Annotated in this window: 24 protein-coding genes; all 24 read left to right on the top strand. The window is 73.8% G+C overall.

Translation table 11 applies throughout. The features are described from left to right. The first annotated feature begins 11 nt into the window (after positions 1-11). The 24 genes from dop (at position 12) to AB0P35_RS13620 (ending at position 22,150) form a co-directional block, all read left to right on the top strand. A complete protein-coding gene (gene dop, locus AB0P35_RS13505) occupies positions 12-1,523 on the top strand; it encodes a depupylase/deamidase Dop (protein WP_095872058.1) in 1,512 nt (503 codons plus the stop codon). 137 nt (positions 1,524-1,660) lie between these two features. Then, positions 1,661-1,879: a ubiquitin-like protein Pup gene (locus AB0P35_RS13510; RefSeq protein ID WP_095875296.1), complete on the top strand. Its 219-nt coding sequence runs from the start codon at positions 1,661-1,663 to the stop codon at positions 1,877-1,879. 196 nt (positions 1,880-2,075) lie between these two features. After that, positions 2,076-2,915 carry a proteasome subunit beta gene (gene prcB, locus AB0P35_RS13515; RefSeq protein WP_095872057.1) on the top strand — a complete coding sequence of 280 codons (840 nt, stop codon included), beginning with the start codon at positions 2,076-2,078 and terminating at the stop codon, positions 2,913-2,915. 36 nt (positions 2,916-2,951) lie between these two features. Next, positions 2,952-3,734: a proteasome subunit alpha gene (gene prcA, locus AB0P35_RS13520; RefSeq protein WP_095872056.1), complete on the top strand. Its 783-nt coding sequence runs from the start codon at positions 2,952-2,954 to the stop codon at positions 3,732-3,734. Between the two features lie 165 nt (positions 3,735-3,899). Next, positions 3,900-5,261, top strand: a complete 1,362-nt coding sequence (gene pafA, locus AB0P35_RS13525) for a Pup--protein ligase (protein ID WP_095872055.1) — start codon at positions 3,900-3,902, stop codon at positions 5,259-5,261. Between the two features lie 123 nt (positions 5,262-5,384). Further along, positions 5,385-6,380 (top strand): FKBP-type peptidyl-prolyl cis-trans isomerase, encoded by a 996-nt coding sequence (locus AB0P35_RS13530; RefSeq protein WP_363510162.1) that lies wholly within the window; start codon positions 5,385-5,387, stop codon positions 6,378-6,380. A gap of 198 nt (positions 6,381-6,578) precedes the next feature. Next, positions 6,579-7,868, top strand: coding sequence for an FKBP-type peptidyl-prolyl cis-trans isomerase (locus AB0P35_RS13535; protein ID WP_363510164.1), 1,290 nt, complete (start codon positions 6,579-6,581; stop codon positions 7,866-7,868). 152 nt (positions 7,869-8,020) lie between these two features. After that, a complete protein-coding gene (locus tag AB0P35_RS13540) occupies positions 8,021-8,392 on the top strand; it encodes an FKBP-type peptidyl-prolyl cis-trans isomerase (protein ID WP_095872052.1) in 372 nt (123 codons plus the stop codon). A 334-nt stretch (positions 8,393-8,726) separates the two neighbouring features. After that, positions 8,727-9,710, top strand: a complete 984-nt coding sequence (locus tag AB0P35_RS13545) for a WYL domain-containing protein (protein ID WP_095872051.1) — start codon at positions 8,727-8,729, stop codon at positions 9,708-9,710. After that, the gene (locus tag AB0P35_RS13550) at positions 9,707-10,663 is read left to right on the top strand and encodes a WYL domain-containing protein (protein WP_363510167.1); all 957 of its coding nucleotides are present in this window, start codon (positions 9,707-9,709) and stop codon (positions 10,661-10,663) included. The genes AB0P35_RS13545 and AB0P35_RS13550 overlap by 4 nt, the downstream gene beginning before the upstream one ends. A 3-nt stretch (positions 10,664-10,666) precedes the next feature. After that, the gene (locus AB0P35_RS13555) at positions 10,667-10,897 is read left to right on the top strand and encodes a hypothetical protein (RefSeq protein WP_095872049.1); all 231 of its coding nucleotides are present in this window, start codon (positions 10,667-10,669) and stop codon (positions 10,895-10,897) included. A 20-nt stretch (positions 10,898-10,917) separates the two neighbouring features. Beyond that, positions 10,918-11,082 (top strand): hypothetical protein, encoded by a 165-nt coding sequence (locus AB0P35_RS13560; protein WP_179419306.1) that lies wholly within the window; start codon positions 10,918-10,920, stop codon positions 11,080-11,082. A gap of 142 nt (positions 11,083-11,224) precedes the next feature. Then, positions 11,225-11,497 (top strand): Sec-independent protein translocase subunit TatA, encoded by a 273-nt coding sequence (gene tatA, locus AB0P35_RS13565; RefSeq protein WP_363510169.1) that lies wholly within the window; start codon positions 11,225-11,227, stop codon positions 11,495-11,497. A gap of 66 nt (positions 11,498-11,563) precedes the next feature. After that, on the top strand, positions 11,564-12,505 hold the full coding sequence (gene tatC, locus AB0P35_RS13570; RefSeq protein ID WP_095872047.1) for a twin-arginine translocase subunit TatC: 942 nt from the start codon (positions 11,564-11,566) through the stop codon (positions 12,503-12,505). Positions 12,506-12,600: 95 nt separating this feature from the next. Beyond that, entirely contained in the window at positions 12,601-12,969 is a 369-nt protein-coding gene (locus AB0P35_RS13575; protein ID WP_363510171.1) for a hypothetical protein, read from the top strand. Positions 12,970-13,007: 38 nt separating this feature from the next. Then, the gene (locus AB0P35_RS13580; RefSeq protein ID WP_363510173.1) at positions 13,008-14,174 is read left to right on the top strand and encodes an FAD-binding oxidoreductase; all 1,167 of its coding nucleotides are present in this window, start codon (positions 13,008-13,010) and stop codon (positions 14,172-14,174) included. Next, positions 14,171-14,491, top strand: a complete 321-nt coding sequence (locus tag AB0P35_RS13585; protein ID WP_363510175.1) for a (2Fe-2S)-binding protein — start codon at positions 14,171-14,173, stop codon at positions 14,489-14,491. Before AB0P35_RS13580 ends, AB0P35_RS13585 begins: the two co-directional genes overlap by 4 nt. After that, positions 14,472-15,923 (top strand): FAD-dependent oxidoreductase, encoded by a 1,452-nt coding sequence (locus AB0P35_RS13590; RefSeq protein ID WP_363510177.1) that lies wholly within the window; start codon positions 14,472-14,474, stop codon positions 15,921-15,923. Before AB0P35_RS13585 ends, AB0P35_RS13590 begins: the two co-directional genes overlap by 20 nt. Before the next feature lie 127 nt (positions 15,924-16,050). Beyond that, positions 16,051-16,959: a dihydrodipicolinate synthase family protein gene (locus AB0P35_RS13595; RefSeq protein WP_095872042.1), complete on the top strand. Its 909-nt coding sequence runs from the start codon at positions 16,051-16,053 to the stop codon at positions 16,957-16,959. A gap of 93 nt (positions 16,960-17,052) precedes the next feature. Then, positions 17,053-18,054 carry a proline racemase family protein gene (locus AB0P35_RS13600; RefSeq protein ID WP_363510180.1) on the top strand — a complete coding sequence of 334 codons (1,002 nt, stop codon included), beginning with the start codon at positions 17,053-17,055 and terminating at the stop codon, positions 18,052-18,054. A gap of 65 nt (positions 18,055-18,119) precedes the next feature. Next, positions 18,120-19,460, top strand: coding sequence for an aldehyde dehydrogenase family protein (locus AB0P35_RS13605; RefSeq protein WP_363510182.1), 1,341 nt, complete (start codon positions 18,120-18,122; stop codon positions 19,458-19,460). Further along, positions 19,457-20,497: a proline racemase family protein gene (locus AB0P35_RS13610; RefSeq protein WP_363510184.1), complete on the top strand. Its 1,041-nt coding sequence runs from the start codon at positions 19,457-19,459 to the stop codon at positions 20,495-20,497. The genes AB0P35_RS13605 and AB0P35_RS13610 overlap by 4 nt, the downstream gene beginning before the upstream one ends. Next, entirely contained in the window at positions 20,494-21,405 is a 912-nt protein-coding gene (locus AB0P35_RS13615) for an ornithine cyclodeaminase family protein (RefSeq protein ID WP_363510186.1), read from the top strand. Before AB0P35_RS13610 ends, AB0P35_RS13615 begins: the two co-directional genes overlap by 4 nt. Positions 21,406-21,445: 40 nt before the next feature. Beyond that, entirely contained in the window at positions 21,446-22,150 is a 705-nt protein-coding gene (locus tag AB0P35_RS13620; protein ID WP_095872037.1) for a GntR family transcriptional regulator, read from the top strand. The last annotated feature ends 80 nt before the right edge of the window (positions 22,151-22,230 follow it).

The raw sequence follows: 22,230 nt of genomic DNA on the forward strand, positions 1-22,230 counted from the left end.
AGGAGGGCCGCATGACCGTACGCCGCGTGATGGGCATCGAGACCGAGTACGGGATCTCCGTGCCCGGCCACCCGAACGCCAACGCCATGCTCACCTCGTCCCAGATCGTCAACGCCTACGCCGCGGCGATGCACCGGGCCCGGCGGGCCCGCTGGGACTTCGAGGAGGAGAACCCGCTGCGGGACGCGCGCGGCTTCGACCTCGCGCGCGAGGTGGCGGACGCCAGCCAGCTCACCGACGAGGACATCGGCCTCGCGAACGTCATCCTCACCAACGGCGCCCGGTTCTACGTCGACCACGCCCACCCCGAGTACAGCTCGCCCGAGGTCACCAATCCGCGCGACGCCGTGCTCTGGGACAAGGCCGGCGAGCGGATCATGGCGGAAGCGGCCGCCCGCGCCCTGGAGCTGCCCAACGGGCAGACGATCCACCTGTACAAGAACAACACCGACAACAAGGGCGCCTCCTACGGCACCCACGAGAACTACCTGATGAAGCGGGCGACGCCGTTCGCCGACATCGTCCGCCACCTCACCCCGTTCTTCGTCTCCCGCCAGGTGGTCACCGGCGCCGGCCGGGTCGGCCTCGGCCAGGAGGGCTCGGCGAACGGCTTCCAGATCAGCCAGCGCGCCGACTTCTTCGAGGTCGAGGTGGGTCTGGAGACGACCCTGAAGCGGCCGATCATCAACACCCGAGACGAGCCGCACGCCGACGCAGAGAAGTACCGCCGACTGCACGTGATCATCGGCGACGCCAACCTCTCGGAGATCTCCACCTACCTCAAGCTGGGCACCACCTCGCTGGTCCTGGCGATGATCGAGGACGGCTTCATCGCCGTCGACCTGGCCGTCGACCAGCCCGTCCGCACCCTGCACAGGGTCTCCCACGATCCGGACCTCGGCCACCTGATCCAGCTGCGCAGCGGCCGCAAGCTCACCGCCGTCCAGCTGCAGATGGAGTACTGCGAGCTGGCCCGCAAGTACGTCGAGGACCGCTACGGCCAGGACGCCGACGAGCAGACCATGGACGTACTGGCCCGCTGGGAGGACGTGCTGGGCCGGCTGGAGCGCGACCCGATGAGCCTCTCCCGGCAGCTGGACTGGATCGCCAAGCGCGAGCTGTTGGAGGGCTACCGCCAGCGCGACGGCGTGGACTGGGACAACCCCCGGCTGCACCTGGTCGACCTGCAGTACAGCGACGTACGGGCCGACAAGGGCCTCTACAACCGCCTGGTGGCCCGCGGCCGGTTCGAGCGCCTGCTCACCGACGACGAGGTCGCCCACGCGGTCGCCAAGCCCCCGGAGGACACCCGGGCGTACTTCCGCGGGCGCTGCCTGGAGCAGTACGCCGAGCACGTCGCCGCGGCCTCGTGGGACTCCGTGATCTTCGACCTGCCCGGCCGTGACTCGCTGCAGCGGGTGCCCACCATGGAGCCGCTGCGCGGCACCCGGGACCACGTCAAGGAACTCCTGGACCGGTGCCGGACGGCCGAGGATCTGGTTCGTGTGCTGTCCGGAGGGTAACTCTTCGATCACCTGGGGTGAATCTTCCGCCGAAGGGGAATCATTCCGGTGAGCGCCGGGCGTTGAAGCATAACCGGGCGCGAATGTCGTACCCGGCGGATAGGGTCTGACCACACAGAGCGAGCGGGGTGAGGGAAATGGCTAACAAGGACACCGGTGGCGGCCAGCAGCGGGCGAACCGCTCCTCCGAGGAGGTCGAGGAGCAGTCCGCAGAGGCGGAGGCCTCCGACGACCTGAAGGAGCGCCAGGAAAAGCTCAGCGACGACGTCGACGCGGTCCTCGACGAAATCGACGAGGTTCTCGAGTCGAATGCCGAGGATTTCGTGCGCGGATTCGTGCAGAAGGGCGGCGAGTAGGAGGGGGCATTCCCTTCCTAAAACCGCAACCGCAAAGGTCGCGCTGCAGGTGTGTCACGGCATGCCTGCAGCGCGCTCTGCTCCCACCGCCCGCAGCGGTTCCACCGATCGTGTGGATCAAGGGGCGCCGACGCGGGTAGGGTCCGGGCATCAGCTGCTTGATCGACTGCTTGATCGTCAACATGGAAGGAATCGTGTGGAAGCCAACACTGGTGGCACCGGGCGTCTACCGGCCGCCTTCCTGACCCCCGGGTCCTCGTCGTTCTTCGACTTCCTCGGCCGGCACGCGCCGGAGCTGCTGCCCGGCAACCGCAGCCTCCCCGAGGGCGTGCTGGAGGCGCCGCACGGCACCACCATCGTCTCCGCGGTCTTCGACGGCGGCGTGGTGATCGCCGGCGACCGCCGCGCCACAATGGGCAACGTGATCGCCCAGCGCGACATCGAGAAGGTCTTCCCCGCCGACGAGTACAGCGCCGTCGGCATCGCCGGCACCGCCGGCCTCGCCGTCGAGATGGTCCGCCTGTTCCAGCTGGAGCTGGAGCACTACGAGAAGATCGAGGGCGCCGTCCTCTCCCTGGAGGGCAAGGCCAACCGGCTCACCACCATGATCCGGTCCAACCTGGCGATGGCCATGCAGGGCCTGGCCGTGGTGCCGATCTTCGCCGGCTACGACCTGGACCTCGGACGCGGCCGGATCTTCACCTACGACGTCACCGGCGGCCGGTCCGAGGAGCGGGGCTTCGCCGCCACCGGATCCGGCTCGGTCTTCGCCCGGGGCTCCCTGAAGAAGCTCTACCGCGACGACTTCTCCGGCGAGCAGGCCGCGACGGTGGCCGTGCAGGCGCTCTACGACGCCGCCGACGACGACTCCGCCACCGGCGGCCCCGACCTGGCCCGCGGCATCTACCCGATCGTCTCGCTGATCACCGAGGACGGCTTCCGCCGGCTCTCGGACGACGAGGTGTCGGAGATCGCCGTCTCCATCACCGCCGGGCGCCGCGAGCACCCCAACGGCCCGCAGGCCCCGCTCCTCTAGTCCGCCACCCATCCAGGAAGAAGGGGACGACCGCCGGTGTCCACACCGTTCTACGTCTCGCCTCAGCAGGCCATGGCGGACCGCGCGGAGTACGCCCGCAAGGGCATCGCCCGCGGCCGAAGCGTGGTCGTGCTCACCTACGCCGACGGCATCGTCTTCGTCGCGGAGAACACCTCCCGGGCGCTGCACAAGGTCTCCGAGATCTACGACAAGATCGCCTTCGCCGCGGTCGGCCGGTACAACGAGTTCGAGAACCTGCGCATCGGCGGCGTCCGCTACGCCGACCTGCGCGGCTACTCCTACGACCGGGCCGACGTCACCGCCCGCGGCCTCGCCAACGTCTACGCCCAGACCCTCGGCACCATCTTCTCCTCGGTCGGCGACAAGCCGTACGAGGTCGAGCTGGTCGTCGCCGAGGTCGGCCGCACCGACGGCGACGACCAGATCTACCGGCTCACCCCGGACGGCTCGGTCGTCGACGAGAAGAACTACGTCGTGGTCGGCGGCAACTCCGACTCCATCGGCAACTACCTCGGCACACGCCACCAGGCCGGCATGGCCCTCACCGACGCCCTCCGGCTGGCCGTGGACGGCCTCGCCCGCGACCCCAACGGCGGCAGCCCGCGCACGCTGACGCCGGAGCAGTTGGAGGTCGCCGTGCTGGACCGCAAGCGCGTCCAGCAGCGCAAGTTCAAGCGCATCCTGGGCGGTCAGCTCGGCCGCCTGCTCGGCGGCGACGCCTCCGCCGCCGACGAGGAGCCGTCGGCCGCCGGGGGCAAGCCGTCGGCCGCCGAGGGGGAGGCGCCCGCCGCCGAATAGGCCGCCCGTGTGAATCCCGTACGGCACGCAGCCGGTGCCGTGCGGGATTCACGTGCGCCTGCCGGGATTTGACGGCGTGCCGTGATCGGATTGCCGGCGGTACCGTGACCTTTTCGGCTGTGTCCGAGGGGTTTCGGAATGCTCCCGGAAGAGAAAAGATGCCTCATGGACCGCCGAATTTTCGGGCTGGAGAACGAGTACGGTGTCACGTGTACGTTCCGGGGACAACGGCGTCTGTCTCCGGACGAGGTGGCCAGATACCTCTTCCGCCGCGTAGTTTCCTGGGGCCGCAGCAGCAATGTCTTCCTGCGGAACGGTGCGCGCCTCTATCTCGACGTGGGCTCGCACCCCGAGTACGCCACTCCCGAATGCGACGACGTCACCGAGCTGGTGACGCACGACAAGGCGGGCGAACGCATCCTGGAGGGCCTGCTCGTGGACGCCGAGCGGCGACTCCACGAGGAGGGCATCGCCGGCGACGTCTACCTGTTCAAGAACAACACCGACTCGGCCGGCAACTCCTACGGCTGCCACGAGAACTACCTCGTGGCCCGGCACGGCGAGTTCTCAAGGCTGGCCGACGTCCTGATCCCCTTCCTGGTGACCCGCCAGCTCATCTGCGGCGCCGGCAAGGTGCTGCAGACGCCGCGCGGCGCGGTCTACTGCGTCAGCCAGCGGGCCGAGCACATCTGGGAGGGCGTCAGCTCGGCGACCACCCGCTCCCGGCCCATCATCAACACCCGCGACGAACCGCACGCCGACGCCGAGCGCTACCGCCGGCTGCACGTCATCGTCGGTGACTCCAACATGTCGGAGACCACCACCCTGCTCAAGGTCGGCGCCACCGACCTGGTGCTGCGCCTCATCGAGGCGGGCGTGGTGATGCGCGACCTCACCCTGGAGAACCCGATCCGGGCGATCCGCGAGGTCAGCCACGACCTGACCGGCACCCACCAGGTCAGGCTCGCCAACGGCCGCGAGGCCAGCGCCCTGGACATCCAGGAGGAGTACTTCACCAAGGCGCTGGAGTTCGCGGACCGCAAGGGCCTGAACACCGGCACGGTGGCCCGCGTGCTCGAGCTCTGGGGGCGCACCCTGGAGGCCGTCCGCACCGAGGACCTGGACCGGGTCTCCACCGAGATCGACTGGATCATGAAGTACCGGTTGATCGAGCAGTACCGCGAGAAGCACCAGATGACGATGTCCAACCCGCGGGTCGCCCAGATCGACCTCGCGTACCACGACATCCACCGCCGCCGGGGCCTGTTCTACCTGCTGCAGAACAAGGGCCGGGCGGCACGGATCACCACCGACCTCAAGACCTTCGAGGCCAAGTCGGTGCCCCCGCAGACCACCCGGGCGCGGCTGCGCGGCGACTTCATCCGCCGGGCGCAGGAGCAGCGGCGCGACTTCACGGTGGACTGGGTCCACCTGAAGCTGAACGACCAGGCACAGCGCACCGTGCTGTGCAAGGACCCGTTCCGGTCGGTGGACGAGCGGGTGGAGAAGCTCATCGCGGGCATGTGACGCCCGCGCAGGGCGACGGCGGTCACCAGGGTGGCGTCCGGGCGGGTGGGTCCGGGCGCCACCCCCCGTGTGCCCGCTTGCGCCTCCCGGTCGGCGGCGCCCCGGGGCCATACGCTGGCGACCATGCGCCGATTCGCCGCCCTGCCGGCCGTGCCCCTTGCCGCCCTGCTCGTCGCGGTGCTCGCCGCGTGCACCAGCGGCTCCTCCGGTTCCTCCGGCGGCTCGCCCGCCGCCTCGGCCTCGGCGACCGCGGTGCCGAGCCCGGTGGAGTCCGCCGACCCGATGCCGACCGTCGCCGGCGACTTCGGCTCCAAGGCCGAGATCACCCTCCCGAAGGGGCAGCCGAGCGGCGAGTTCGTGGTCAGCACCGTGCACGAGGGCGACGGCGCCACGGTGGCCAAGGGCGACTGGGTGACGGTCAACTACACCGCCAAGGACTGGACGACCGGCAAGGACGTCTCCAGCTCGTACGACACCGGCGGCAAGCCGCAGCTGTACCAGGCCGGCAGCGGCCAGCTGGTGCCCGCCTTCGACCAGGCGGTGATCGGCAAGAAGGCCGGCAGCCGGGTGCTGGTGGTGGCCCCGCCGGCGGCCGGCTTCGGCACCGCGGGGAACACCGCAGCCGGGGTCGGCGGGCAGGACACCGTGGTCTTCGTGCTGGACATCCTCGACGTGGTGCCGCCGGACTCCACCGTCTCCGGCGAGATGACCGAGCCGCCCGCGACCGCGCCGCAGGTGAAGGACAACGGCAAGCAGGCGCCGACGATCACCATCCCGGCCGGGCAGAGCCCGCCGACCGAGCTGCAGACCTACGTGCTGATCAAGGGTGACGGCAAGCCGGTGCAGTCCGGGCAGCAGCTGCTGGTGCAGTACACCGGCGTGCTGTGGTCGGACGGCTCGCAGTTCGACTCCTCCTACTCGCACGGCGGCGCGCAGGCCCTCCAGGTCGGCACCGGCAGCTTGATCAAGGGCTGGGACCAGGGCCTGGTCGGCCAGACCGTCGGCAGCCGGGTGATGCTCGTGGTGCCGCCGTCGCTGGCCTACGGCGAGCAGTCCAGCGGCCCGGTGCCGGGCAACTCCACGCTGGTCTTCGTCATCGACATCCTGGAGGCCGTGTAGCGACCGTCCGGCGGCCCCCGGGCAGGTCGGTCCCGTACGATCCGACCGACACGCCCGAGGCCGGAAGACGGCCGCACCGATCACGCACCGGGAGGGGCCCGTCCTCATGCGGACCTGACATACTGCTGGCGTTTTCGGCACTGTGGCAGCGTCGTCAGGTCCGGCAAGGGCGTGGCACGGCGAGATGGATGGGGAGCAATGTCTGAGAAAGCGTCGAGCCCGGGCGAGGCCGGTACCGCCGCCGACCCCGCGGCCGCACGGCCCGGCGGCCCGCTGCCCGGCGACGGCGAGTCGATCGTCGTCCCGCCCGCGATCCTGAAGCAGCAGGCGGGCTGGGGCCAGGCCCCGGCACGTCCCGCCGGCGAGAAGGACGAGGAGCCGCAGGTCTTCGCCTCGACGGTGCGCCGCCAGGACCTCTCGGAGGCCGGTTACGACGAGGAGCCGCCCGGCGCGGGCCGCCTCGGCGCGATCCTCGGCACCGTGCTGGCCGTGCTGCTGGTCGGCAGCTGCATCACGCTCTACATGGTGAACAAGGACGACGGGAAGCCCGCCTCGGCCTCGCCGGACGCGGCGGCCACCGCGGCGTCCCCGACGCCGTCCGCCGACCCGGTGCCGCCGATCAAGGACAACGCCAAGGTACTGCCGACCGTCACCGGCGACTTCGGCACCAAGGCGACCATCGCCCTGCCCAAGGAGGCGTCCGACGGCACCTTCGTGGTCAAGGAGCTGAAGTCCGGCGACGGCGCCAAGGTCGACAAGAACACCTGGGTCACCGCCGACTTCTCCGCCATGAACTGGGGCACCGGCAAGGAGATCGAGGGCTCGTACTCCAGCGGCAAGCCGCAGCTCTTCCAGGCCGGCGCCGGCAAACTGATCCCGGCGCTCGACCAGGCCGTCACCGGCCACAAGGCCGGCAGCCGACTGCTCGTGGTCGCCCCGCCGGCCGCCGCGTTCGGTGCGCAGGGCAGCAGCGGCATGGGCGTCGGCGCCAAGGACACCCTGGTGTTCGTGATCGACATCAAGAACGCCACCGCCCCGGACACGGTGCTCAGCGGCGACATGACGGCCCCGCCGGCCGACATGCCGAAGGTCAAGGACAACGGCAAGAAGCCCGCCGACATCACCCCGGTGCCCGGCACCCCCGAGGTCAAGGACCTCAAGTCGCACGTCCTCATCCAGGGCAAGGGCCGCAAGATCGAGGCCGGCGAGAAGGTCCTCGTCCAGTACACCGGCGCGCTGTACAAGGACGGCAAGGTCTTCGACTCCTCGCTCAAGCGCGGTGAGGCCTTCACCTTCGTCACCGGTGGCGGCGGCGTCATCGAGGGCTGGGACAAGGGCGTCACCGGCCAGACCGTGGGCAGCCGGATCGAGCTGGTGATCCCCGCCGCGCTCGCCTACAAGGACCAGGCGCAGGGAGACATCCCCGCCAATTCGACACTGGTCTTCGTGATCGACATCCTGGATGCCGGCGTCGGCGCCCAGGACTAGTCCCGGGTCGGACGCACAGGGCCCCACCCGGGCCGCGCGACACGTCGCGCCGCCCGGGAATGGCCCGGACGGGCGGCGGCGCGCCGTACGGTGGATCGCAGCGGTGCCTGCCACCCCGTCATGTCTGTATCACCGAACGAGATGAGTCTGTTGTGAGCCTTAGCAAGCCGGAGATCGACTTCCCGGGCGGCGAGCCCCCGAAGGAGCTGCAGATCCGCGACATCGTCGTCGGCGACGGTGCGGAGGCCAAGGCCGGCGCCACGGTCGAGGTCCACTACGTGGGTGTCACCTTCTCCACCGGCGAGGAGTTCGACGCCTCCTGGAACCGCGGTCAGTCCTTCCGCTTCCCGCTCGGCGCGGGCCGCGTCATCAAGGGCTGGGACCAGGGCGTCCAGGGCATGAAGGTCGGCGGCCGCCGCGAGCTGGTCATCCCGCCGAACCTGGCCTACGGCAACCAGTCGCCGAGCCCGCTGATCCCCGCGGGTTCGACCCTGATCTTCGTCGTCGACCTGCTCGGCGTCTGAGACACCCCACCGCGCCGGGCCGCACCCCCTGCGGGGAGCGGCCCGGCGCCGTGCTGTGCTGCGCTGTGCTGTCGCCCGCTCGCCTCCGGGCCCTCCCGATCCGGTGCCGACGGTCGGCGCTCCGTCGCTTCGCTCCCGCGCTTCTCCCTTTCGGCGCCGGCGGGCCCTTCGGCTCGGGGCGGGTCTGTCGCCCTCTCGCGGCGGGTTTGTCGCCCGCTCGGCCTGTGGCGGGGCCGGGCCCGGTGGGGCTCGGCTTTTGCTCGGCGTGCCCGGACCGGTACGGTCGGGTCGCCGGATCACGAAGGTGCCGGGCGGACGGACAGGAAGGTCAGCGATGGCGATCGCCAAGGCGGAGCGGTTGATGAACCTCGCCCTCTGTCTGATGAACACCAGACGGCCGCTCTCCAAGAAGGAGCTGCGCGAGTCCGTCGAGGCCTACCGGGAAGCCTGGCAGCAGGGCAGCGAGGACGCCTTCAACCGGATGTTCGAGCGCGACAAGGACGATCTGCGCGAGCTCGGCCTGGTCATCGACGTCGACGAGAACGCCCTCGACGGCGAGGTCGGCTACCTCGCCCGCCGGGACCGCAACCGGCTCCCCGAGATCGTGCTCGACGCCGAGGAGGCCGCCGCCCTCACCCTGGTCGCCAGGGTCTGGCAGCAGGCCAAGATGTCCGGTGCCGCCAGCGGAGCCCTGCAGAAGCTCAGGGCGGCCGGCATGCCCGTCGCCGAGGACGCCGAGCACACCGCCCTCCAGCCGCGGATCCCCGCCCGCGAGGCCGCCTTCGAGCCGCTGCTGGTCGCAGCCCGTGACCGGCGCCCGGTCACCTTCGACTACCGCAAGGCCGGCGCCGCTCTCCCCGAGCAGCGCGCCGTCGAGCCCTGGGCCCTCGAGTGCTGGCGCGGCCACTGGTACCTGGCCGGCTACGACCGCGACCGGCAGAGCGCCCGCGTCTTCCGGCTCAGCCGGATCACCGGCAAGGTCCGCTCCCGGGCCGGCGGCTTCACCGGCGACGTCCCCGAGCACGTCGACGTGCGCGCCCACGTCGCCCGGTTCGCCGGCGAGGGCGCCGTCACCGAGGGCGCCACCGCCACCGTCCGGCTGCGCCGCGGCGCCGCCTTCCCGCTCCGCGGCCGGGCGATCGCCACCCACCGGGTCGACGACCAGTGGGACGAGCTGGAGATCCCGTACGGCTACGGCCTCGGCGCCGACCTCGCCGAGTTCGGGCCCGACGTGGTCGTCCTCGGGCCGGACGACCTGCGGGCGGACGTCATCGACCGGCTGCGCGCCGTCGCCGGAGTGGGGGAGCAGGAAGCATGAGCAACGCGATCGACCAGACCCGGCGGATGCTGTCGCTGGTCACCTACCTGCGTGAGCGCCCCGGCGCCGAGGTGGCCGAGGTCGCCCGCGCCTTCGGCATCACCGAGCGCGAGCTGATCGGCGACCTCAACGTGCTGCCGATGTGCGGCACCAGCTTCCGCGGCGGCGACCTGCTCGACATCGACACCGACGGCGAGCGGATCTGGTGGCACAACGTCGACGACGTCGCCCAGCCGCTGCGCCTGGCCGCCGACGAGGCCACCGCCCTGCTGGTCGCCGCCCGCGCGGTGGCCGGCCTGCCGGGCCTGCGCCGCCGTGACCGGGAGGCGCTCACCCGCGCCGTCACCAAGATCGAGGACGCGGCCGGCGAGAGCGCCGAGTCCAGCGCCCGGGTCGGCGTCACCTTCGAGGCCGAGGGCCAGGTCTTCGCCGACATCGACCGCGCCCTCACCGAGGGCCGCCGGCTCTGGCTGCGCTACTGGTCGCACGGCCGTGGTGGCATGACCGAGCGCGAGGTCGACCCGATCCGCCTGGTCACCGAGGGCCACACCTACCTCGAGGCCTGGTGCCGCACCTCCGAGGACCGGCGGATCTTCCGGCTCGACCGGGTCGCCGAGATCAAGGTGCTGGACGAGCCCGCGGACCCGCCGCGGGTCGAGCCCCGCGACCTGTCCGCCGGCCTGGTCAACCCGGCCGCGGACGACCCCGAGGTGATCGTCGAGGTCGGCCCGGGCGGCCGCTGGGTCGCCGAGTACTACACCCACGACAAGGCCGAGGAGCTGCCCGACGGCGGCCTGCGGATCACCCTGCGCAGCGCCGACCCGTCCGGTCTGCGCCCGCTCGCCCTGCGGCTCGGCCGCGACGGCCGGATCGTCTCCCCGCCGGCGCTCGCCGAGCAGGCCCGCGAGGCGGCCCTCGCCGCCCTCGCCGGCTACCCGGAGGGGCAGGCCTGACCGTTGGCGTACGGCACCAGATTCCAGGTCTACTGCTCGCAGTGCCGGGAGAAGGTCGAGCTCCCGGCCGAGGACTTCCGGCTGGTGCTCGGCCCGACCCGGGAGCGCACCTTCTACGGCTTCGTCTGCCCGGAGTGCGGGGAGTCCGTCCGCAAGCCGGCCGGCGAGAAGATCGTGCAGGCGATGACGGCGGCCGGGGTCAGCACGATGCGGCTGCTGCCGGTGGAGGGCTGACGGGCCGGTAGGGTCGAGCCATGTCGTGGACCCTCACCGCCGCCGTCCTGCTGGCCACCGCCGGCCTGCTCGTCCTCGGTGCGCTCGCCGTCCGGCTGTGGGCCGACGTCCGCTCGCTGGCCCGCGCGGTGGACTCCGCCTCGCGGGCGCTGGCCGCGGCCGCCGCGGACCTCCCGGGTCGCTGACCGGGCCGGGTACCCTCGTGGACAGGCCCCGCGGTGCGGCCGGGGCCGCAGCGGGACGGCGGCTGTCGGGCGCCGACCGGCAACGACTACCATCGCCCGCAACGGGGAGGACGCGCCCCGCTGAGGAAGGTGGTGGTCGCACATGCGCATCTCGCCGACGGCGATCCTGGTGGTCGCTGTCCTCGCGGTGCTGCTCTTCGGGGCGAAACGGCTGCCGGACGCGGCACGGGCACTCGGCAGGTCGCTGCGCATCCTGCGCAGTGAGGCCGCGGCCCTGCGCGCCGACGGTTCCGGGCCCGCCCCGCAGGCACGGCCGGAGGCCGGTCCGGCGCCCATGACGATCAAGCCGGCGCCCGGCTCGGGCGACGCCCGTCCGGTCGCCCCCGCCGACCGCGGCGCGGCCCCACGGGGCTGAGCCGGCACCCCTGCTACCGGGGGCCCGCCGTCCGGCGGGCTCCCTCGTACGAGTTGAGGACCGGGCTTGAGCAAGTCTTCCAAGGCGCCGAAGCCGCCGAAGGACCCCGAGGGCCGGATGGCGCTCGCCGACCACCTGCGCGAGCTCCGCAACCGGGTGGTCAAGTCGGTCCTCACCATCGTGATCACCACGATCGTCGCGTTCTACTTCCATCGTGAGCTGACGAACTTCCTGCTCGAACCGCTCCCCACCTGCGGCGGCAACGGTCTGACCACCGACGGCCAGAAGTGCGGCGTGGTGTCGACGATCGGCCTGTTGACGCCGTTCACCCTCGCGCTCAAGGTCAGCCTCACCGCGGGTGTCGTGGCGTCGACCCCGGTCTGGCTGTACCAGCTGTGGGCCTTCGTCTCGCCCGGCCTGCACAAGCACGAGCGCAAGTACTCGGTCGGCTTCCTGACCGCCGGCATCCCGCTGTTCCTCGCGGGCACCGTGCTGGCCTACCTGATCCTCCCGGCCACCGCCCGGATGCTGATCTCCTTCGCGCCGACCGAGGCCGTGCCGATCATGCCGGCCGAGGACTACCTCGACGTGGTGACCCGGATGGTGCTGGTCTTCGGCGGCGCCTTCGAGCTGCCGCTGCTGCTGGTCATGCTGAACCTGGTCGGCGCGCTGAGCGGCAAGCGGCTGCTCGGCTGGTGGCGCGGCATGGTCATGGGCATCACCGTCTTCGCCGCCTTCGCCACGCCCAGCGCCGACCCGGTGAGCATGCTGGCGCTGGCCGCGCCGATCTGGGCGCTGTACTTCCTCGCCGCGGGTATCGCGATCCTCAACGACCGCCGCCGGGCGCGGCGCAACCCGGACGCCGGACTGAGCGACGAGGAGGCCTCGCACCTGGACCTCTCGGTCGAGGGCGTGGACGGCCCGGACGCGATCGAGGCCTCGGCCGCCCCGGAGGCGCCCGCCCCGGTGCCGGCCGCCCGCACCGAGCAGATGGACGACATCACCTGATCCGGCCCGAGTCCCTGCCCCGGAGCCCCGGCCCGCCGATGACCACGGCGGACCGGGGCTCCCGGCGTTCTCATGGAGGGGAGGAGGTGGGTGCGATGCCCAAGGTGTCGAGATCCGGCGCCGCCGGGCCGGCCGACGAGGGGCCGGTGGCGGCCCGGCGCGGGGAGGCCGGCGACTGGACGGTGGACTTCGTCGAGTTCAGGCAGGAGGTGGACGGCGCGCCGCTGATGGCGTCCGCGCCCGGCGGCGCATGCAGCTACCCGCACTGGGGCTACGTCTTCCGCGGCCGGATGGTCTTCCGGTTCGGGGACCGCGAGGAGGTGTTCGAGGCGGGGGACGCCTTTCACCTGCCACCGGGCCACGTGCCGTGGATCGCGGCCGGTACCGAGATCGTCCAGTTCAGCCCGACCGCGGAGCTGCGGGCCTTCGAGGAGGCGATGGCGCGGGCCGCGTCCGGGCAGTGACCCTTCCGTCCAGCTGAACCATGTGACATATTACTGCTGTGCTCACGGAACCCAGCCACGACGTCGTGGTGATCGGCGCAGGTGTGGTCGGCGCCGCCTGCGCCTACTACGCCGCGCGGGCCGGCCTGCGGGTCGCCGTGGTCGACCGCGGCCCGGTGGCCGGCGGCACCACCGGCGCCGGCGAGGGCAACCTGCTCGTCTCCGACAAGGAGCCCGGGCCCGAACTCGACCTCGCCCTGCTCTCCACCCGCCTCTGGCAGGAGATCGCCGGGGAGCTCGGCGAGGCCGTCGAGTACGAACCCAAGGGTGGCCTCGTGGTCGCCGCCGACCCGGCCGGGCTGGCCGCCCTGCACCGCTTCGCGGACCGCCAGCGTGCCCTCGGGATCCGCGCCGAGGAGATCCCCGCGGACGGGCTCGCCGACCTCGAACCGCACCTCGCCACCGGCCTCGCCGGCGGCGTCCACTACCCGCAGGACGCCCAGGTGCAGCCCGCCCTCGCCGCCGCCCACCTGCTGCGCGCCTCCGGCGCCGACCGCTTCCTCGGCGAGACCGTCCGCGCCCTGCGCACCACCGCCACCGGCGCCGTCCGCGGCGTGGCCACCGACCGGCGGGAGCTCGCCGCCCCCGCGGTCGTCAACGCCGCCGGTACCTGGGGCGGCGAGATCGCCGCCCTGGCCGGCGTCGCCCTGCCGGTGCTGCCGCGGCGCGGCTTCGTCCTCGTCACCGAGCCGCTGCCACGGATCGTCCGGCACAAGGTGTACGCCGCCGACTACGTCGCCGACGTGGCCAGCGGCTCCGCAGCGCTGCAGACCTCCGCCGTCGTCGAGGGCACCCCCGCCGGCCCGGTGCTGATCGGCGCCAGCCGGGAGCGGGTCGGCTTCGACCGCACGCTCTCCGTGGAGGTGCTGCGCCGGCTCGCCGCCCAGGCCGCCGCCCTCTTCCCGGTGCTCCGGGAGGTCGCCGTGCAGCGCGCCTACCGCGGCTTCCGCCCGTACCTGCCCGACCACCTGCCCGCCGTCGGCGCCGACCCGCGCGTGCCCGGGCTCTTCCACGCCTGCGGCCACGAGGGGGCCGGGATCGGGCTCGCCCCCGCCACCGGCCTGCTGATCGCCCAGCAACTCACCGGCCGCCCCACCGCGCTGGACCCGACACCCTTCCGCGCCGACCGCTTCGCGGACCCGTCCGCCGATCGAGGAGAGGCATGACCGCGCACCGCACCCCCGCCCGGCTGGTCGACGCCCGGCCCGGGCCGGGCCACACCATCGAGTTCGACGGACGGCCCGTCCCCGCGCTGCCCGGCCAGACCATCGCCGCCGCGCTCTGGGCGAACGGCATCCTCGCCTGGCGCCGCACCCGGGGCGGGGACCGCCCACGCGGCGCCTTCTGCGGCATCGGGGTCTGCTACGACTGCCTCGCCACCGTCGACGGCCGGCCCAACCTGCGCGCCTGCCTGCTGCCCGCCGAGCCCGGCACCGTCGTCACCACCCAGGAGGGACACGGCCGTGCCGACCTCGAAGTCTGACCCGGCCGCCCGGCCCTACGACCTGGCGATCGTCGGCGCCGGACCGGCCGGGCTGGCCGCCGCCGTCACCGCCGCCGGACTCGGCCTGCGCTGCGCCCTGCTGGACGCCGCCGAGCGCCCGGGCGGCCAGTACTACCGCCACCCCGCGCCCGGCCTCGGCGCAGCCCGCCCCGACCGCCTGCACCACCACTGGCCCGCCTTCGCGGCCCTCCTGCGGCGACTCGACGCACATACCCGGGCCGGACGGGTCGACCACCTGTCCGGCCACCACGTCTGGACGGCCGAACCCGGCGAGACCTGGCGACTGCACGCCGTCGTCGGCCCCGGCGGCCCCAGCAGCGCGGGCAGCGCCGGCCGGGCCGCCGTGGTCGAGGCCCGCGCGGTGCTGCTCGCCACCGGCGCTTACGAACGCCAGCTGCCCTTCCCCGGCTGGACCCTGCCCGGGGTCGTCACCGCCGGCGGAGCCCAGGCCATGCTCAAGTCCGGGCTGGTGCTACCCGGTCGCCGGATCGTGGTCGCCGGCAGCGGGCCGCTGCTGCTCGCCGCGGCCGCCTCGCTCGCCACGGCCGGCGCCCGGGTGCCCGCCGTCGTCGAGGCCGGCGACTACCTCGGCTACGCCCGGACACCCGCCGCCCTCGCCGCCCTCGCCCGCAACCCCGGCAAGCTCGGCGAGGGCGCCCGGCACGCCGCCCTGCTGCTGCGCCACCGGGTGCGGCTGCGGCCGCGCAGCGCCGTTGTCGAAGCCCACGGCGAGGACCGGGTCACCGCCGTCACGGTCGCCCGGCTGGACGCCGACTGGCGACCCGTCCCCGGCACCGGGCGGCGGATCGCCTGCGACGCGCTCGCCGTCGGCCACGGACTGCTGCCGCAGATCGAACTCGCCACCGAACTCGGCGCCGCCACCCGCACCGGCCCGGACGGCGCCGTCGCCCTGGCCGTCGACGAGCGGCTGCGCACCAACCTGCCCGGGCTCTGGGCGGCGGGCGAGACCTGCGGGGTCGGCGGCGCGGACCTCGCCCTGGTCGAAGGGGAGATCGCCGCCCGCGAGATCGCCGGCCGGCCGGTACCGGCCGCACTCCGCTCGCTGCGCCGCCGCCGCCGCGCCTTCGCCGACCTGCTGGCCGCCGCCCACCGGCCCGGCCCGGGCTGGACGGACTGGCTCACCCCGCGGACGGACGTCTGCCGCTGCGAGGAGGTGACGGCCGCCCGCATCCGGGAGGCCGTCGACGAACTCGGCGCGGGCGACGCCCGGACGGTCAAACTGCTCACCCGCGCCGGGATGGGCTGGTGCCAGGGCCGGATGTGCGGCCCCGCCGTGGCCTGCCTCGCGGGCGGTGGCCCGCCCCGCCCCGACAGCCGGCCGCTCGCCTGCCCCGTCCCGCTCGCGCACCTCGCCGACGCCGCGGACGAGTCACCCGGCGGCAGCGGCTGAACCCGCCGGCGCGGAGCCGCGGCGGCACCGCCGTACGGGCAACCCGCCGGGATCCCGGCGGGTTGCCCTTGTGGCGGCCTGCGAGGGTCGGTAAAATGTCACACCTCACCACTCAGGAGCGAACCCCATGACCCGAGTCCCGTACGACCCCGCCCGGCCCTGGCGGGGCATCATGGTCGCCACCGCGCTGCCGCTGCGCGCGGACCTCACGGTCGACCACGACGCCTACGGCGAGCACGTCCGCCGGCTGATCGACGCCGGCTGCCACGGCGTCGTGCCGAACGGCTCGCTCGGCGAGTACCAGACGCTCACCCCGGAGGAGCGGGCCCGGGTGGTGCGGACCGCCGTCGAGGCCGCCGGCGACGGCGCCCGGGTGATGCCCGGTGTGGCCGCGTACGGCTCCGCCGAGTCCCGCCGCTGGGCCGAGCAGGCCGCCGAGGCCGGCGCCGGGTCGGTGCTGCTGCTGCCGCCCAACGCCTACCGCGCCGACGAGGCGGCCGTCCGCGCCCACTACGCCGAGGTGGCCAGGGCCGGGCTGCCGGTCGTGGCCTACAACAACCCGATCGACACCAAGGTCGACCTGGTGCCGGAACTGCTCGCCCGGCTGCACGCGGACGGCTCGATCGTCGCGGTCAAGGAGTTCAGCGGCGACGTCCGCCGCGCCTACCAGATCGCCGAACTCGCCCCCGGGCTCGACCTGTTGATCGGCGCCGACGACGTGCTGCTGGAGCTCGCCCTGGCCGGCGCGGTCGGCTGGATCGCCGGCTACCCCAACGCGCTGCCGAAGGCCTCCGTCGCGCTGTACGAGGCGGCCGTCGCCGGGGACCTCGCCACCGCGCTGCCGCTCTACCGCACCCTGCACCCGCTGCTGCGCTGGGACTCCAAGACCGAGTTCGTCCAGGCCATCAAGCTGTCCATGGACATCGCGGGAATGCCCGGCGGGCCCTGCCGCCCGCCCCGCGGCCCGCTCGCCCCGGAGGTCGCGGCCGCCGTCCGCGCCGCCACCGAGAAGGCGCTCGCCGAGGGCCTGTCCTAGGACACCGGGTATCCGACGAGGGGCGCGTGGTACCCCCACGCGCCCCTGATGACCTCACCGATCGTGCACCTTTCACCACGAGGGGGAGCTGCCATGCGCAGCCGCCACGTCTTCCACGCCGTCGACTCGCACACCGAGGGCATGCCCACCCGCGTGATCACCGGCGGGTTCGGCACCCTCCCCGGGGCCACCATGGCCGAGCGGCGGGTGCACTTCCAGCAGCACCTGGACCACTTCCGCACCCTGCTGATGTGCGAGCCGCGCGGCCACGCCGCGATGAGCGGCGCGATCCTGCAACCGCCGACCCGGCCGGACGCCGACTTCGGGGTGCTCTTCATCGAGGTCTCCGGCCTGCTGCCGATGTGCGGCCACGGCACCATCGGCGTCGCCACGGTGCTCGTCGAGACCGGCATGGTCGAGGTGCGGGAACCGGTGACCACCGTCCGCCTGGACACCCCGGCCGGGCTGGTCACCGCCGAGGTGCGGGTCGAGAACGGCGCCGCCAAGGCCGTCGCCATCCGCAACGTACCGTCCTTCTCCGCCGGGCTCGACCTCAAGGTCCAGGTCCCCGGCCACGGCACGGTGGCCTACGACCTCGCCTACGGCGGCAACTACTACGCCATCCTGCCGCTGGACCGGCTCGGCCTGCCCTTCGACCGCTCCCGCAAGCAGGAGATCCTCGACGCCGGCCTCGCCCTGATGGCCGCGATCAACGAGACCGACCGGCCCGTCCACCCCGAGGACGAGACCATCCACGGCTGCCACCACGTGCAGCTGGTCGCCCCCGGCTCCACCGGACGGCACTCCCGGCACGCCATGGCCATCCACCCCGGCTGGTTCGACCGCTCCCCGTGCGGCACCGGCACCTCCGCCCGGATGGCCCAGCTCAACGCCCGCGGCGAACTGCCGATCGGCCAGGACTTCGTCAACGAGTCCTTCATCGGCACCACCTTCACCGGGCGCATCGTCGAGCGCACCACCGTCGCCGGCCGGCCCGCCATCGTGCCCACCGTCACCGGCCGCGCCTGGATCACCGGCACCGCCCAGTACTTCCTCGACCCGGACGACCCCTTCCCGGCCGGCTTCCTCCTCTGACCCGTCCGCCGAACCCGTCCGCCGAACCCGTCCGCCGCGCGCGCACCCACCCCGAAGGGCCCGACGTGACCGTCACCTCGTACAACCCCGCCGACCCGGCCGACCTCGTGGCCACCGTCGACACCCCCGGCGCCGCCGGCACCCGGGCCGCCGTCGACCGGGCCCGCGCCGCCCAGCCCGGCTGGTACGCCGCCGGGGCCGCCGCCCGCGCCGCTGCCCTCGGCCGGGCCGCCGACGCCGTCGAGAACGCCGCCGATGAACTCGCCGCGCTCGCCGCCCGCGAGGTCGGCAAGCCGCTCGCCGAGGCCCGCGGCGAGGCCGCAAGGGCCGTCGCGATCCTCCGCTACTACGCGCAGGCCCCGTACGCGCCGACCGGCGCCGTCCACGACACCGCCGCCGGCCCCGGCCTGCTGCTCACCCGCCGCCGCCCGCACGGCGTCGCCGGACTCGTCACTCCCTGGAACTTCCCGCTGGCGATCCCCGTCTGGAAGGCCGCCCCGGCCCTCGCCGTCGGCAACACCGCCGTCCTCAAGCCCGCCCCCGAGGCCACCGGCTGCGCGCTGCGCCTCGCCGAACTGCTCGACCTGCCCGAGGGCGTGCTCACCGTCGTGCCCGGCGGCGCCGAGGAGGGCGCCGCCCTCGTCGACACCGCCGACGTGGTCTCCTTCACCGGCTCCACCGCCGTCGGACAGGCCGTCGTCGCCGCCACCGCCGCCCGCGGCATCCCCGCCCAGGCCGAACTCGGCGGCCTCAACGCCGCCCTGGTGCTGCCCGACGCCGACATCGAGCAGGCGGCCGACCACCTCGCCGCCGCCGTCGCCGGCTACGCCGGCCAGAAGTGCACCGCCACCGGCCAGGTGATCGCCGTCGGCGCCGCATACGAACCGCTCCGCGAGGCGCTCGCCAAGCGGCTCGCCGCCGCCGAGCGCGGCCCCGTCATCGGCGAGGCCGCGCTGGAACGGCTCACCGGCGCCGTCGACTCCGCCCGCGCCGCCGGGGCGAGTGTCCTGACCGGCGGCGGCCGCACCCCCGGCCCCGGCTGGGGCTTCGAACCCGCGCTGCTCGCCGACGTCCCGGCCGGCCACCCGCTGCGCACCGAGGAGTACTTCGGGCCGATCGCCGTCCTGCTGGCCGCCGCCGACCTCGACGAGGCGATCGCCCTCGCCAACGCCGGACGGCACACCCTCGCCGCCTCCGTGCACACCCGGGACCTGGACACCGCGCTCGCCGCCGCCGACCGGCTCGCCGCCGGCATGATCCGGATCAACGCCCCCACCACCGGCGTCGACTTCCACCTGCCCTTCGGCGGCACCGGCTCCGCCGGCTGGGGCGGACGCGAACAGGGCGCCGCCGCCCTCGAGTTCTACACCGCGAGCCGCACCGTCACGCTGCTCCCGTCCGCATGAGCGACGCACCCGGGCCCGCCGTGGTCGAGGCCGTCGACTACCACACCGCGGGCGAGCCGTTCCGGATCGTCGCCACCGGACTGCCCGACGTCCTCGGCGCCACCGTCGCCGAACGCCGCGCCGCCGCGATCGGCGCCGGCGGCACGGCCACCGCACCCCGCCCCGGCCCGCTCGACGAACTGCGCCGCCTGCTCAGCCGCGAGCCGCGCGGCCACAGCGGGATGTACGGCGGCTTCGTGGTGCCGCCCGACGACGCCGGCGCCCACCTCGGCGTGCTCTTCTGGCACAAGGACGGCTACTCCACCGCCTGCGGCCACGGCACCATCGCGCTCGCCGCCTGGGCGGTCGACACCGGCCTCGTCCCCGCGCCGGACGACGGCACCACCGAGGTGCGGATCGACGTGCCCTCCGGCCGAGTCGCCGCCACCGTGCACCGCAGCCGCGGACGCACCACCGGCATCGCCTTCCGCAACGTGCCCGCCTTCGTCACCGCCCGCGCCCTGCCCGTGACCACCCGGTACGGGCCCTGCACGGTGGACGTGGCACACGCCGGCGCCTGCTACGCCTCCGTCCGCGCCGCCGACCTCGGGCTGTCCGTCACCGCCGCCCGACTCCCCGGCCTCACCGCCGCCGGACAGGCCGTCCGGGCCGCCCTGGACGGCCACCCGGCCACCCGGCACCCCACCGACGACCGGCTCTCCGGCGTCTACGGCGTCGTCCTCCACGAGGCGCTGCCCGACACCGCCGACGGCCCCGCGCAGCGCAACGTCACCGTCTTCGCCGACGGCCAGGTCGACCGCTCGCCCTGCGGCTCCGGCACCTCCGCCCGGCTCGCGCTGCTGGCCGCCGACGGCCTGCTCCCGCCCGGCAAGGCACTGCGCCACGTGTCGGTGATCGACACCGTGTTCACCGGCCGGTTGCTCGGCGAGCAGGACGGCGGGCTGCTCACCGAGGTCACCGGCACCGCCCACCGCACAGGCGAGCACCGCTTCCTGCTCGACCCCGACGACGGCCTCGGGACGGGTTTCCTGCTGTGATCCCGCACCTGCCGCTCACCCTCGGCCCGGCCGCCGCCGTCCGCGCCCTCGCCGACGCCCTCACCGCCGGACTCGACCCGGAGACCCAGCCGCCGCGCACCGCCGTCCCCGTCCCGGCCGGCGAACTGCTGCTGATGCCGGCGGCGGCCGGCGGTTTCGCCGGAGTGAAGATCGCCGGGGTGGCCCCCGGCAACCCCGGCCGCGGACTGCCCCGGATCACCGGCGGCTACCTGCTGCTGGACGGCCCCACCCTGCAGCCGCTCGCCCTGCTCGACGGCGCCGCCCTCACCGCGCTGCGCACCCCCGCCGTCACCGCCCTCGCCCTGGACCGGCTCGCCGCCCCGGACGCGACCCGCCTGGTGCTCTTCGGCACCGGCCCGCAGGCGTACGGGCACCTGGCCGCGCTGCTCGCCGTCCGCCCGCTCGAACGGGTCACCGTCGTCGGCCGCCGCCCCGGCCCCGCCGAGGCCCTCGCCGCACACGCCCGCACGCTCGGCCTCACGGCCGAGGCCGGCACCCCGGACGCCGTCACCGCAGCCGACCTGGTGGTCTGCTGCACCACCGCCCGCACCCCGCTCTTCGACGGACGGCTCGTCCCGGCGCACGCCGCGGTGGCCGCCGTCGGCTCCCACGAACCCGCTGCCCGGGAGGTCGACACCGCGCTCGTCCGGCGGGCCGCGCTCTACGCGGAGGCGCGGTCGGCGGCCCTGCGGGAGGCCGGGGACCTGCTGGCGGCCTTCGCCGAAACCGGCCCGGCACCGCTTGCTAATCTTTCAGAACTGGTGACGGGCGGGGCAGTTGTGCCCCAGGATCGACCACGGTTCTTCAAGAGCGTCGGCATGGCCTGGGAGGATCTCGCGGTCGCCGCCGCCCAGTACGAGCTCGGTGGCAAGCCCGGCGCAACGTGACATTGTACGATGAGGTCCAGTACACCTCCGGAGGCACACCATGGCGGACCTCAAGCCCCGCGCCCTCATCTCCGTCCAGGAGAGACTGCGCGACCAGGTCGCCCACGCCCTGCGCGCGGCCCTGATCTCCGGCGAGCTGCGCCCCGGCGTCGTCTACTCGGCCCCCGCCCTCGCCGCCGACTTCGGCGTCTCCGCCACCCCCGTGCGCGAGGCCATGCTCGACCTCGCCCGCGAGGGCCTGGTCGAGGCCGTCCGCAACAAGGGCTTCCGGGTCACCGAGCTCAGCGAGCGCGACCTCGACGAGTTCACCGAGATCCGCGCCCTGATCGAGGTCCCGACCGTCGGCCGGGTCACCCGCACCGCCACCCGCGAACAGCTGGAGGCCCTCCGGCCCGAGGCCGAAGCCATCGTCGCCGCCGCCCGTGCCCACGACCTCATCGCCTACCTGGAGGCCGACCGGCGCTTCCACCTCGGCCTGCTCGGCCTCGCCGGCAACGCCCGGCTGGTCGAGACCGTAGGCGACCTCCGCAAGCGGTCCCGACTGTACGGGCTGACCCGGCTCGACCAGCGCGGCGAACTCGTCTCCTCCGCCGAGGAGCACCTGGAACTCCTCGACCTGATGATCGCCGGCGACGCCGAGGCCGCCGAGGAGTGCATGTCGCGGCACCTCGGCCACGTCCGTTCGCTGTGGGCGGCGGGGCTGGAGGCTCCCGAGGAGGAGCCGGTGAGGCTCCGCGCGCGCTGAAGGCGAACCCGTAGGGGCGCGGGGAACTGCGCGCAGCGGAAGAGTTGCAGCTCAGCTTCTCCCGCCTCGCGCAGTTCCCC

The organism is Kitasatospora sp. NPDC085879 (assembly GCF_040686255.1).
Classification (GTDB): Bacteria; Actinomycetota; Actinomycetes; order Streptomycetales; family Streptomycetaceae; genus Kitasatospora.

Coding starts and splice junctions, on each gene's coding strand:
- dop (WP_095872058.1), top strand. CDS start 12: ATGACCGTACGCCGCGTGATGGGCATCGAGACCGAGTACGGGATCTCC.
- AB0P35_RS13510 (WP_095875296.1), top strand. CDS start 1,661: ATGGCTAACAAGGACACCGGTGGCGGCCAGCAGCGGGCGAACCGCTCC.
- pafA (WP_095872055.1), top strand. CDS start 3,900: ATGGACCGCCGAATTTTCGGGCTGGAGAACGAGTACGGTGTCACGTGT.
- AB0P35_RS13530 (WP_363510162.1), top strand. CDS start 5,385: ATGCGCCGATTCGCCGCCCTGCCGGCCGTGCCCCTTGCCGCCCTGCTC.
- AB0P35_RS13535 (WP_363510164.1), top strand. CDS start 6,579: ATGTCTGAGAAAGCGTCGAGCCCGGGCGAGGCCGGTACCGCCGCCGAC.
- AB0P35_RS13545 (WP_095872051.1), top strand. CDS start 8,727: ATGGCGATCGCCAAGGCGGAGCGGTTGATGAACCTCGCCCTCTGTCTG.
- AB0P35_RS13550 (WP_363510167.1), top strand. CDS start 9,707: ATGAGCAACGCGATCGACCAGACCCGGCGGATGCTGTCGCTGGTCACC.
- AB0P35_RS13560 (WP_179419306.1), top strand. CDS start 10,918: ATGTCGTGGACCCTCACCGCCGCCGTCCTGCTGGCCACCGCCGGCCTG.
- tatA (WP_363510169.1), top strand. CDS start 11,225: ATGCGCATCTCGCCGACGGCGATCCTGGTGGTCGCTGTCCTCGCGGTG.
- AB0P35_RS13575 (WP_363510171.1), top strand. CDS start 12,601: ATGCCCAAGGTGTCGAGATCCGGCGCCGCCGGGCCGGCCGACGAGGGG.
- AB0P35_RS13585 (WP_363510175.1), top strand. CDS start 14,171: ATGACCGCGCACCGCACCCCCGCCCGGCTGGTCGACGCCCGGCCCGGG.
- AB0P35_RS13595 (WP_095872042.1), top strand. CDS start 16,051: ATGACCCGAGTCCCGTACGACCCCGCCCGGCCCTGGCGGGGCATCATG.
- AB0P35_RS13600 (WP_363510180.1), top strand. CDS start 17,053: ATGCGCAGCCGCCACGTCTTCCACGCCGTCGACTCGCACACCGAGGGC.
- AB0P35_RS13610 (WP_363510184.1), top strand. CDS start 19,457: ATGAGCGACGCACCCGGGCCCGCCGTGGTCGAGGCCGTCGACTACCAC.
- AB0P35_RS13620 (WP_095872037.1), top strand. CDS start 21,446: ATGGCGGACCTCAAGCCCCGCGCCCTCATCTCCGTCCAGGAGAGACTG.